Below are 11,254 nucleotides of genomic sequence, written 5' to 3'. Positions count from 1 at the left end.
AATGGATGAGTGATGGACACGAACGCCTTCCGCTGCGGCCAGCGCGTCCCTGAGTTCGAACAGCGTGATGTCGGGATCCTGTTCGAGCAGTTCTTCGAAAAAGGCTCGGTGCGGGGCAAGCTTTCCATGCCCTTTGGGACGTCCCTGGGGCAATGGCTCAGCATGCCCCTTGGTTCTGATCGCCCGGCCCCAACGTGCTCCGGTCGCCGGCGAGAGCTTCAGCCGCAGCGCCGCCGCCCGACCGCTCAGGCCCTCTTCAATATATCGCTGAAACCGCGTCCGAAGCGCCGACGGCAAGGGTGCTGACATGATCCGTCCTCCCAGACAGAAGGGAATCACGATCCGCACTGCGACGGAACCCCAGCGATTCAGGGTTCAACAGAAATGCTTTAGGCCCTGCGGGAATTGGCGCGGCGTCCCTGCGGCTGAAGAAACGCCGGCGCGTTGGCGCCGGCGCTTTGGTTTCTGTCTGCCGCGGAGGCCGCGCGTGCCCCCGTGGCCATGGTCAGGCCAGCATGCCCATCGGGCTTTCCAGATGCCGGATGATCGCCTCCAGCAGCTGTGCGCCCAGCGCACCGTCGATCACCCGGTGATCCACCGAAAGCGTCATCGACATGACATTGCGCACCACGACCTCGCCATTCTCGACCACCGGGGTCTGGATGCCGGCGCCCACGGCAAGGATCGCGCCATGCGGCGGGTTGATCACCGCGTCGAAATTCTCGACGCCGAACATGCCCAGGTTCGAGATCGCAAAGCTGCCGCCCTGGTATTCATGCGGAGCAAGCTTCTTGGTCTTGGCGCGGGTGGCCAGGTCCTTCATTTCGGCCGACAGCGCCGACAGGGTCTTTTGCTGCGCGTCCTTCAGCACCGGGGTGAACAGCCCGCCCTCGATGGCAACCGCAACCGCCACGTCCGAGGGTTTCAGCTTGAGGATGCGGTCGCCCGCCCAGACGGCATTGGCGTCCGGCACCTCTTGCAGCGCGAGCGCGCAGGCCTTGATGACGAAGTCGTTCACCGACAGCTTCACCCCGCGCGATTCCAGCTGCTTGTTCAGCATGGCGCGGAACTTCATCAGTTCATCGAGCTTGGCCGAGCGGCGCAGGTAGAAATGCGGGATGGTCTGCTTGGCTTCGGAAAGCCGCGCGGCGATGGTGCGGCGCATGCCGTCCAGCGCCACCTCGGTGGTCTCGCGGTCGGCATACATCTTGAGGATCGCCTCGGCCGAGGGGCCGGCCGGGGCTGCCGCAGCCGGGGCGGCGGCGGCCTTCGGGGCCTCGGCCGCGGGTTTCGCGGCGCCGGGCTTGGCGCTCTCCACATCGGCCTTGACGATGCGGCCGTAAGGGCCCGAGCCCTTGACGGTGGCAAGGTCGATGCCCTTGCTGGCGGCGATGCGCCGCGCCAGCGGCGAGGCGAAAACGCGCCCGCCATCGGCCGATTTCGGCGCCGCTGGGGCCGGGGCAGCGGCCGGGGCCGCTGCGGGGGCGGCTGCGGCCGCCGGGGCGGGGGCTGCCGGTTTGGGGACCGAGGCCGCACCGATGTCGGCGGCGGATTCGCCCTCTTCCAGCAGCACGGCGATCGGGGTGTTCACCTTCACGCCCTGGCTGCCCTCGGCGATGAGGATCTTGCCGACCACGCCCTCATCGACGGCCTCGAATTCCATCGTGGCCTTGTCGGTCTCGATCTCGGCGATGATGTCGCCGGATTTGACGGTGTCGCCCTCTTTCACCAGCCATTTCGCCAGCGTGCCTTCCTCCATGGTCGGCGACAGGGCGGGCATCAGGATTTCCGTAGGCATTCTTCGCCCTCCGCTCAGCGATAGGTGACTTTTTTCACCGCCTCGACGACCTCGGGGGCCGTGATCAGCGCGTGTTTTTCAAGGTTGGCGGCATAGGGCATGGGCACGTCCTTGCCGGTGCAGTTGATCACCGGCGCATCGAGATAGTCGAAGGCGTTTTCCATGATATAGGCCGACAGGTGGTTGCCGATCGAGCAGACCGGGAAGCCTTCCTCGACGGTGACGCAGCGGTTGGTGCGCATGACCGAATCGATCACCGTCGCGTAGTCGATCGGGCGCAGGGTGCGCAGGTCGATCACCTCGGCCGAGATGCCGTCCTTGGCCAGCAGATCCGCCGCCTCCAGCGCATGGCTGACGCCGATGCCGAAGCTGACCAGCGTCACATCCGTGCCCGAACGCACGATGCGCGCCTTGCCGAAGGGGATGGTGAAGTCCTCAAGGTCCGGCACCTCGAAGCTGCGGCCGTAGAGGATCTCGTTTTCCAGGAAGATGACCGGGTTCGGGTCGCGGATCGCCTGTTTCAGCAGGCCCTTCGCATCGGCCGCCGAATAGGGCATCACCACCTTGAGGCCGGGGATCTGCGCGAACCAGGCGGCGTAATCCTGGCTGTGCTGGGCGGCGACGCGTGCGGCGGCGCCGTTCGGGCCGCGGAACACGATCGGACAACCCATCTGGCCGCCGGACATGTAAAGCGTCTTGGCCGCCGAGTTGATGATGTGGTCCATCGCCTGCATGGCGAAGTTGAAGGTCATGAACTCGACGATCGGCCGCAGCCCGCCCATGGCGGCGCCGACACCGATGCCGCCGAAGCCGATTTCCGAGATCGGGGTATCGACCACGCGGCGCGCGCCGAACTTGTCGAGCAGCCCCTGCGAGATCTTGTAGGCGCCCTGGTATTCGCCGACTTCCTCGCCCATGAGGAAGACCGTCTCATCGCGGGTCATTTCCTCTTCCATGGCCTCGCGCAGCGCCTCGCGCACGGTCATGGTCTTCATCGGTGTGCCTTCCGGCCAGTCGGGGGAATGGTCCACGACCGGGGCGGGCGCCGGGGCGGCGGCCTGTGCCGGGGCGGCGGCAGCGGCCTCGGCGGGCGCGGCGGCAGGCGCCGGGGCGGCGGGGGCGGCATCGGCGGATTCGCCTTCCTCGACCAGCACGGCGATCGGGGTGTTCACCTTCACGCCCTGGCTGCCCTCGGCGATCAGCAGCCTGCCGATGATGCCCTCATCGACGGCTTCGAACTCCATCGTGGCCTTGTCGGTTTCGATCTCGGCGAGGATGTCGCCGGCTTTCACGGTATCACCCTCTTTGACCAGCCATTTGGCCAGCGTGCCTTCCTCCATGGTCGGCGACAGGGCGGGCATCAGGATTTCAGTGGCCATGTCAACCCTCCCTCAGGCGTGGCTCGGAATTTCGTCGGCGTAGATGTCGGTCCAGAGCTCGTCCAGCGGCGGCTCGGGGCTTTCCTTGGAGAATTCGGCGGAATCGTTCACGATGTCCTTGATTTCCTTGTCGATGGCCTTGAGGTCGTCCTCGGTGGCGTGATTGCCCTGCAGCAGCAGGTCGCGCACATGCTCGATGGCGTCGCGTTCGTCGCGCATCTTCTGCACCTCCTCGCGGGTGCGGTATTTCGCCGGGTCCGACATCGAATGGCCGCGATAGCGGTAGGTCATCACCTCGAGGATATAGGGGCCATGGCCGGCGCGGCAGTGCGCCACGGCCTTTTCAGCGGCGGCCTTGACGGCCAGCACATCCATGCCGTCCACCTGTTCGCCCTTGATGCCGAAGGCCTCGCCCCGGCCATAGAGCGTGTGCGAGCGCGTCGAACGCTTCATCGAGGTGCCCATGGCATACTGGTTGTTCTCGATGACGAAGATCACCGGCAGGTCCCAGATCACCGCCATGTTGTAGGTCTCGTAGACCTGGCCCTGGTTCGAGGCGCCGTCGCCGAAATAGGCGAAGGTCACATTGTCGTTGCCCTTGTACTTGTCCGAGAAGGCAAGGCCCGCGCCCAGCGGCACCTGCGCGCCGACGATGCCATGGCCGCCGTAGAAATGCTTCTCGCGGCTGAACATGTGCATCGAGCCGCCCTTGCCCTTGGAATAGCCGCCGATGCGTCCGGTCAGCTCGGCCATCACGCCGCGGGCGTCCATGCCGCAGGCCAGCATGTGACCGTGGTCACGATAGCTGGTGATGCGCTTGTCACCTTCCTTGGTGGCGGCCTCGAGGCCGACGACGACGGCCTCCTGGCCGATGTAGAGGTGGCAGAAGCCGCCGATAAGGCCCATGCCGTAAAGCTGGCCGGCCTTTTCCTCGAATCGGCGAATCAAGAGCATGTCTCGGTAGTACTGGAGCAGCTCTTCCTTGGACACGTTGGGCGTGCTTTGTGTCGCTGCGGGCTTTTTGACCATGGGACCTCCTCCTCGGAGCGGAATAGTTCAGCGTTAAACTAATTCTAGGCGAAGCTGTCGGGGGAAGTAAACCGGAACCGTGCATCCGTCCACAACAGAATGCACAAAGCCGCCTGCGGCGCAGGTTGCGGCGCAGGTTGCGGCGAAAGGCCGGCGCGATGGCGCGGCCGTTGGCCTAGCGGATGATGATCTCGTCGGCCTGCACCAGCCCGAGGACATTGCGCGCGCGTTCGTCCAGCAGGTCGAGATCAAGGAAATCGTCCGACAGGCGCCGGGTCAGGTTGCGCATGCGGTCCACCTCGGCCTGCAGGCGGTCGCGCTGCTGCATCAGGTCCTGGGTCTCGGCCTGCAACTGCACGCGCCGCAGGATGCCCGAGGGGCCCTGCACGGCGGCATAGGCGAAATAGGCGCCCAGCAGCATCATCACGACGAAGAATATGGCGGCGCTGATCGACAGACGTTGGGACATGGGCTGCTCGGCTCGGGTGTTTTGCCGGCGATGATGGCACAGGTCAGGGCGCGGGGGAATCCCCCTTGGCGCCGCGCAGGATGTCATCAAGCACCAGCGCCATGACGCGGGCGCTGTCTTGCATGTCGTCCAGCCCCACCCATTCGTCGGGCTGATGCGCCAGGTCCAGCACCCCCGGCCCGTAGGCGATGCAGTTCTTCAGCTTGCCGATGCGGTCGATGTGCTTCTGGTCATAGGTGCCGGGGCTGACGACATAGCCCGCCTCGCGGCCCAGCACGCGCTCGATGGCGGCGGCGGTCGCGCGCACCACCGGCGCCTCGCGGTCGGTCATGCTGGGGAGGACCTCGAACAGGTCGCGGATCTCAAAGCGGAAATTCGGCCTTTGCGCCTTGATGCCTTCCAGCAGCGCCGTGACCTCGCGCTTGACCTCGCGCAGATCCTCCTCGATCAGGAAGCGGCGGTCGATGGTGATGCGGCAGCGGTCGGGCACGCAGGGCGCGGGCAGGCCGGTGAAATCCGCGCCAAGGTCCGGCTCGCCGCCATGGATCGAATTGATGTTCAGCGTCGAATTCCTTGCGCCTTCGGGAATCACCGGCATCGCCGTGCGTTTGGACAAGAGCAGCGGGAACAGGCTGCGCTCCATTTCCTCGAGCACGGCGCCCATGTGGCGGATGGCGCTGTCGCCCAGGAAGGGCATCGAGCCATGGGCGATGCGGCCCCGGGTCTCGATCTCGGCCCACCAGACGCCGCGATGGCCAAGGCAGATTCGGTCCTTGTGCAGGGGTTCGGGGATGATGACATGGCCGACATGGGCGAAGGCGCCCTGCTGCGCCAGATAGGCCACGCCGCCGAAGCCGCCCGATTCCTCGTCGGCGGTGGCGCTGATCTCGATCGTGCCGGGGTGGTCGGGGTAAAGCGCCACGAAAGCCTCGGCGGCGATGATGCTGGCGGCCAGCCCCCCCTTCATGTCGCAGGCGCCGCGACCATGGATGCGGCCGTCGACGAATTCCGCGCCGAACGGGTCGCGGCTCCAGCCGTGGCCGACCTCGACCACGTCGTGATGGCTGTTGAAATGCACGCATTCGCCCGGCCGGCCGCTGGAATGGCGGGCGATCAGGTTCCAGCGCGGAAAGGCCGCGCTGTCGCCGGGGGTGCCGCGGGCGCGGATCAACTGGCACTGCCAGCCCTGCGGCGCCAGGCGCGCGCGCAGATATTCGCAGATATCCAGGTAGTTGCGCCCCGGCGGGTTCAGCGTCGGAATCCGGATCAGGTCCTGCGTCAGCGACAGCAGGGCGTCGCGGCGGTTGCCGATCTGATGGCGAAGCGCGTCCATGGCGATCAGGCTAGGCCGGCGGCGCCGCTGCCGCAATGGGGCGATTGACAGCGGCGCCGCGCCAGCCTTCCATGACGCATGAGCCATTGCCAGGGTGCCGCCCGATGATCGCCTTCCTGCGCCTGATCGCCATGGTGCTGGCGATCGAACTGGTGTTCTATGTGCTGATCTCGATCTATGTCCGCAGCCTGCGCCGCGAGGAGCTTGAAAGGGAATGGGACCGCCGCCACCCCGCACGCGCCGGCGCCTCGCCGCAGCGCACCGCCTTTGTCCGGCGTGCCATGCGCGGGTTCAACCGGACGCTGCGCGCGCGCCTGGTCGGGCTGGTGCTGGTGTTGCCGCTGGTCGCCATCGCGGCGATCATCGTCATCGTGAACTATAACTGAGGAGGCGCCGATGCGCTGGCTGCCGATCGCATTGGGGACGGTCTTTGCCGTCATGGTCTACATGTTCCTGGACTATGCGCTGCCGGCGCGCCAGACGGTGCGGATCACCAATACCTACAACCGCCTGACCGAGATCGGCGCCAATTCGATCTTCTATGCTTCGCCCGACACCGGCACGGTGCAGAACGCCAAGGGCCAGCGCGACGTGCGCTTCATCGACACCGTGCGCCCGAACGGCCGGCCGCTTGTCTATCGCAACGAGGACACCGGCTGGATCTGGCCGCCCTTCTTCAAATACGACAGCTCGAACCTGCATGCGCGGGCGACTGACTTGAAATCCACCGCCGAAAAGCCGCAATGGGTCAGCGTGACCTCATACGGCTGGCGCATCGCCTGGCTGTCGGTCTATCCCAACGCGGTGGCGATCCGGCCGGTGGCGGGGCCGGATGTGCGCCCCTTCAACTGGGCAGCGCAGATCGTCCTGCTGCTGATCGGCGGGTTTCTGTTCCTGATCTGGCGCATGTGGAACCAGTTTCGCGAACGCACCATCGACCCGGCGCTGCGCTCGGCCGATGCCATGCGCGACGAGATGGTGGCCGATGTCGCGCAGACCCAAGGCCGGCTGCGGCGCTGGTGGCGCGGCCTGCGGGGGAAATAGCATGGAACGGCTGAACACCGGCACGGATTTCCGCCCCGACTGGTTCGAGGGGATCGCGGTCAATACCCCGGCGGCGGAACGCCGGGCGGCCAGCCTGGTGGCGCGGCGCAGCCTGAAACGCGAATGGCAGGCAGCCTGGCTGTTGAACGCGGTCCGCTGCATCGACCTGACCACGCTTTCGGGCGATGACACGGCGGACCGGGTGGCGCGTCTGTGCGCCAAGGCCCGCCAGCCGGTCGATCCCGGGCATCTGGCCGCCATGGGCGTGGCGCCGCTGAGCACCGCCGCGGTCTGCGTCTATCCGGCGATGGTCCAGGCGGCGCGGCAGGCGCTGGCGGGCAGTTCGGTGCGGCTCGCCTCGGTCGCCACCGGCTTTCCCGCCGGCATGCTGCCCTTGAAGCTGCGCCTGGCCGAGATCCGCCATGGCGTCGAGCAGGGCGCGGACGAGATCGACGTGGTGATCTCGCGCCCCTTGGTGCTGCGCGGCGAATGGGCGGCGCTTTACGACGAGATCTGCGACATGCGCGAGGCCTGCGGCCCGGCGATGATGAAGGTGATCCTGGCCACCGGAGAGCTGAAGACCCTGACCAATGTCGCCCGCGCCAGCCATGTCGCCATGCAGGCGGGGGCGCATTTCATCAAGACCTCGACCGGCAAGGAACCGGTGAACGCCACGCTGCCGGTGTCGCTGGTGATGCTGCGCGCGATCCGCGACTATCACGCGCAGACCGGCTTTGCCGTCGGCTTCAAGCCCGCCGGCGGGCTGCGCACCGCCCGCGACGCGCTGGACTGGCAGGTGCTGGTCGCCGAGGAACTGGGCCGGCGCTGGCTGGCGCCCGATCTGCTGCGCATCGGCGCCTCGTCGCTGCTGGCCGACATCGAGCGCCAGATTTCCCATTTCGTCACCGGGCGCTATGCCGCCCTGCATCGCCTGGCTGCGGGGTGAACATGGCAAGGGTTAGCGAGATCATGGAAAGCATGGAATACGGCCCCGCACCCGAGGATGCCTCTGCCGTGCGCGACTGGCTGCGGGACCGCACCGCCTTCGGCCATTTCATCGCCGGCCGCTTTACTCGCCCGGGCCAGACCTTTGCCAGCCGCGATCCCGCCACCGGCGAGGAACTGGCGCAGGTGACGCAGGGCACGGCGCGCGACGTGGCCAAGGCGGTGCGCGCCGCGCGGCGCGCGCAGCGCGGCTGGGGCGCCATGCCCGGCCATGACCGCGCGCGGTTTCTTTACGCCATCGCCCGCACCATCCAGAAGCGCGAGCGTTTCCTTGCCGTGCTGGAAACCCTGGACAACGGCAAGCCGATCCGCGAATCGCGCGACATCGACCTGCCGCTGGTCACGCGCCATTTCTATCACCATGCCGGTTGGGCCGAGATCGTCGTGACCGAGTTTCCCGACCACCGCCCGCTGGGCGTCTGCGGCCAGATCATCCCGTGGAATTTCCCGCTGCTGATGCTGGCCTGGAAGGTCGCGCCGGCACTGGCCGCCGGCAATACCGTGGTGCTGAAACCCGCCGAATACACGCCGCTGAGCGCGCTGGCCTTCGCCGAGATCTGCGCCCATGTCGGCCTGCCGGCGGGGGTGGTGAACATCGTGACCGGCGACGGCGACACCGGCGCGGCACTGGCGGCGGCGACGGTGGACAAGATCGCCTTCACCGGCTCGACCGAGGTCGGCCGCGCGATTTCCCGCGCCTGCGCCGGTTCGGGCAAGCAGCTGTCGCTGGAACTGGGCGGCAAGTCGCCCTTCGTGGTCTTGGATGACGCCGATCTGGATGCCGCGGTCGAGGGCGTGGTCGATTCGATCTGGTTCAACCAGGGCGAGGTCTGCTGCGCCGGCTCGCGCATCCTGGTGGCCGAAAGCGTGGCGGAGCGCTTCGAGTCGCTTTTGCGCGCCCGCATGGACAGGCTGCGGCTTGGCCCGCCGCTGGACAAGTCGACCGACATCGGCGCCATGGTCGATCCGACGCAGAAGGCGCGGGTGCTGGCGCTGCTGGAACGATCTGTCGCCGAGGGCGCGGAACTGGTCGGCGGCGCGGCGCAGGCGGGCTGCCAAATCGCCCCGGGCTATCTGCGTGCCATCGCCCCGGGCAATCCCGGGATGCGCGAGGAGATCTTCGGCCCCATCGCCACGCTCTCGACCTTCCGCACCCCCGATGAGGCCGTGGATCTGGCCAACAACAGCCGCTACGGGCTGGCGGGTTCGGTCTGGTCGGAAAACGCCTCCGTTGCGACCGACATGGCGGCGCGGATCAGGGCGGGCGTGGTCTGGGTGAATTGCGCCAACCTGTTCGATGCCGCCGCGCCCTTCGGCGGCATGCGCGACAGCGGCCACGGCCGCGAGGGCGGGCGCGAGGGGATGTTGGATTACCTTGCCGCCCCCGTGCCGGCGCAGCGCGATCCGGCCCCGGCCGATCTGACCCTGGCAGAGGGTTCCGGGATCGACCGCACGCTGAAGCTCTATATCGGCGGCGCGCAGAAACGCCCCGACAGCGGCACCAGCTATCTGGCGCAGGACGAGCTGATCCCACTGGGCGGGCGCAAGGACATCCGCGGCGCGGTCGAGGCGGCTCAGGCGTCGCTGACGAAATGGCAGGGCCTGGGCGGGCATGGCCGGGCGCAGGTGCTGTATTTCCTGGCCGAGAATCTGGCGCAGCGCCGGTCCGAATTCGCCGGCCTTGCCGGCCCGGCCGAGGTGGATGCCGCGATCCGGCGCTGTTTCTTCTATGCCGGTTTTGCCGACAAATACGACGGCAGCAGCATTGCGGCCAAGCCCGGGCATTTGTGCCTCGCCCAGCCCGAGCCGCATGGCGTCATCGGCCTGACCTGCCCGAATGCGGCGCCGCTGGCCGGGTTCATGGCGCTGGTGCTGCCGGCGATCACCCTTGGCAATGCCGTGGTGGCGATCCCCTCGCAGGACCGGCCGCTGGCGGCGCTGGTGCTGGCGCAGGTGCTGGCCTCATCGGACGTGCCGGGCGGCGTGGTCAATATCGTCACCGGGCCGCGCGACGATCTGGCCGCCGCCTTGGCCGCGCATGACGGGGTCAGCGCCATCTGGCACGCCGGCCAGGGCGAGGGTCTGGCCGCGGTCGAGCGCGCTGCCGCCGAGACCCTGATCCCGGTCTGGTCCCCCGCGCCCCGCGACTGGAGCGCACCCGAGGCGCAGGGCCGCGACTTTCTGCGCCGCGCCTGCCGGATCAAGACCGTCTGGCTGCCCTATGGCGCGCTGCCCGCCGGCAGCGGCGGCGGTGCCTATTGACGGGCGCCTGGCCCGCGTGACGGAGTAATGGGCGAAAGTTGGTGGTGGCCTGAGGGGTGGCATATCAAGGCGGCGTTCAAGACGCCGTCAATTCTCAGCAGAGAAAAGGATACGCCACATGTCATTGACTACCATCACGCAGATGCCCGATCCATCCGGATTCAGCGCCGACCCGTTCACCGATATTATTTGCGAGGGCGCGCGCAGGTTGATCGAGCAGGCAATCCAGGCGGAACTAGCGGCGTTGATGGCTGTGTTTGCTGACGAAAAGCTTGAGAATGGGACATCCCGGTTGGTGCGCCATGGTCACCTGCCCGAGTGCGAGGTGATGACCGGGATCGGCCCCGTGCCCGTGAAGGTGCCGCGGGTGCGCGATCGCGGGCCGGGTGAGGAGAGGATCAGCTTCACGCCCAGTATCCTGCCGCGATATCTGCGGCATAGGCGAAATCGGTCGAAGAGGTGAGGCATTGACTGCCACCGGTCCGAAGGAAATGCCGAACGCCCTGGCTTTACCTCAAGGGCGTCAGCACCGGCGATTTCAGCGAGGCGCTTGCAGCGCTTCTGGGCCCCGGCGCCCACGGGCTTTCCGCCAAGACGATCTCGCGGCTGAAAGCGGATTCTGGACCGCGTTGCGCGAGGTCTTCGCGACCACGCGCGAACAGCGATGCTGGGTCCACAAGACCATGAACGTGCTGAACGCGCTGCCGAAATCGCTGCAGGAGAAAGCCAAGGGCCATCTGCACGACATCTGGCAAGCCGAAACCAAGGCCGAGGCCAGCGCTGCCTTCGCCTTTTTCGTCAAGACCTACAGGGTCAAATACGACAAGGCCGTTGCCAAGCTGGTCAAGGATCGCGCCTGTTAGCGTCCGAGGAGCTGGTGTAATTTCACCGGCGCTGCCGGTGTGATCCCTGTTGGCCATCGAGGTGTATGTTCG

10 protein-coding genes and 1 pseudogene are annotated in these 11,254 nt (G+C 67.1%); 5 read left to right on the top strand and 6 right to left on the bottom strand.

All coding sequences use genetic code 11. From position 1 onward, the window contains the following. The 6 genes from WMK75_RS16800 to WMK75_RS16775 all read right to left on the bottom strand — a co-directional run. Positions 1 to 309 (bottom strand): transposase (locus WMK75_RS16800; RefSeq protein WP_347268752.1); only part of this gene is annotated, 309 nt, incomplete at its 3' end. Positions 310 to 505: 196 nt separating this feature from the next. Then, entirely contained in the window at positions 506 to 1,798 is a 1,293-nt protein-coding gene (locus tag WMK75_RS16795) for a pyruvate dehydrogenase complex dihydrolipoamide acetyltransferase (RefSeq protein ID WP_347268751.1), read from the bottom strand. A 14-nt stretch (positions 1,799 to 1,812) separates the two neighbouring features. Beyond that, positions 1,813 to 3,177, bottom strand: coding sequence for a pyruvate dehydrogenase complex E1 component subunit beta (locus WMK75_RS16790; protein ID WP_347268750.1), 1,365 nt, complete (start codon positions 3,175 to 3,177; stop codon positions 1,813 to 1,815). 12 nt (positions 3,178 to 3,189) lie between these two features. Next, positions 3,190 to 4,206: a pyruvate dehydrogenase (acetyl-transferring) E1 component subunit alpha gene (gene pdhA, locus WMK75_RS16785; RefSeq protein WP_347268749.1), complete on the bottom strand. Its 1,017-nt coding sequence runs from the start codon at positions 4,204 to 4,206 to the stop codon at positions 3,190 to 3,192. Positions 4,207 to 4,381: 175 nt separating this feature from the next. Then, entirely contained in the window at positions 4,382 to 4,675 is a 294-nt protein-coding gene (locus WMK75_RS16780; RefSeq protein ID WP_347268748.1) for a septum formation initiator family protein, read from the bottom strand. 43 nt (positions 4,676 to 4,718) lie between these two features. Further along, positions 4,719 to 6,008 (bottom strand): acetylornithine deacetylase/succinyl-diaminopimelate desuccinylase family protein, encoded by a 1,290-nt coding sequence (locus WMK75_RS16775; RefSeq protein WP_347268747.1) that lies wholly within the window; start codon positions 6,006 to 6,008, stop codon positions 4,719 to 4,721. Positions 6,009 to 6,112: 104 nt separating this feature from the next. Here WMK75_RS16775 and WMK75_RS16770 point away from each other — a divergent pair, with 104 nt between their 5' ends. The 5 genes and pseudogenes from WMK75_RS16770 to WMK75_RS16750 all read left to right on the top strand — a co-directional run. Further along, the gene (locus WMK75_RS16770) at positions 6,113 to 6,394 is read left to right on the top strand and encodes a hypothetical protein (RefSeq protein WP_347268746.1); all 282 of its coding nucleotides are present in this window, start codon (positions 6,113 to 6,115) and stop codon (positions 6,392 to 6,394) included. Between the two features lie 10 nt (positions 6,395 to 6,404). Beyond that, the gene (locus tag WMK75_RS16765) at positions 6,405 to 7,052 is read left to right on the top strand and encodes a DUF1523 family protein (RefSeq protein WP_347268745.1); all 648 of its coding nucleotides are present in this window, start codon (positions 6,405 to 6,407) and stop codon (positions 7,050 to 7,052) included. A 1-nt stretch (position 7,053) separates the two neighbouring features. Continuing rightward, positions 7,054 to 7,998: a deoxyribose-phosphate aldolase gene (gene deoC, locus WMK75_RS16760; RefSeq protein WP_347268744.1), complete on the top strand. Its 945-nt coding sequence runs from the start codon at positions 7,054 to 7,056 to the stop codon at positions 7,996 to 7,998. Positions 7,999 to 8,000: 2 nt separating this feature from the next. Then, complete coding sequence (locus WMK75_RS16755; RefSeq protein WP_347268743.1) at positions 8,001 to 10,319, top strand: aldehyde dehydrogenase family protein; 2,319 nt, start codon at positions 8,001 to 8,003, stop codon at positions 10,317 to 10,319. Positions 10,320 to 10,437: 118 nt separating this feature from the next. Beyond that, positions 10,438 to 11,173: pseudogene (locus WMK75_RS16750) on the top strand (transposase); the annotation flags it as partial. Positions 11,174 to 11,254 lie beyond the last annotated feature (81 nt).

Origin of the sequence: Paracoccus sp. (in: a-proteobacteria) (assembly GCF_039808215.1) — a bacterium.
GTDB lineage: Bacteria > Pseudomonadota > Alphaproteobacteria > Rhodobacterales > Rhodobacteraceae > Paracoccus.
This window is presented reverse-complemented; position numbering and strand designations above follow the sequence as displayed.

Coding starts and splice junctions, on each gene's coding strand:
- WMK75_RS16795 (WP_347268751.1), bottom strand. CDS start 1,798: ATGCCTACGGAAATCCTGATGCCCGCCCTGTCGCCGACCATGGAGGAA.
- WMK75_RS16790 (WP_347268750.1), bottom strand. CDS start 3,177: ATGGCCACTGAAATCCTGATGCCCGCCCTGTCGCCGACCATGGAGGAA.
- pdhA (WP_347268749.1), bottom strand. CDS start 4,206: ATGGTCAAAAAGCCCGCAGCGACACAAAGCACGCCCAACGTGTCCAAG.
- WMK75_RS16780 (WP_347268748.1), bottom strand. CDS start 4,675: ATGTCCCAACGTCTGTCGATCAGCGCCGCCATATTCTTCGTCGTGATG.
- WMK75_RS16775 (WP_347268747.1), bottom strand. CDS start 6,008: ATGGACGCGCTTCGCCATCAGATCGGCAACCGCCGCGACGCCCTGCTG.
- WMK75_RS16770 (WP_347268746.1), top strand. CDS start 6,113: ATGATCGCCTTCCTGCGCCTGATCGCCATGGTGCTGGCGATCGAACTG.
- WMK75_RS16765 (WP_347268745.1), top strand. CDS start 6,405: ATGCGCTGGCTGCCGATCGCATTGGGGACGGTCTTTGCCGTCATGGTC.
- deoC (WP_347268744.1), top strand. CDS start 7,054: ATGGAACGGCTGAACACCGGCACGGATTTCCGCCCCGACTGGTTCGAG.
- WMK75_RS16755 (WP_347268743.1), top strand. CDS start 8,001: ATGGCAAGGGTTAGCGAGATCATGGAAAGCATGGAATACGGCCCCGCA.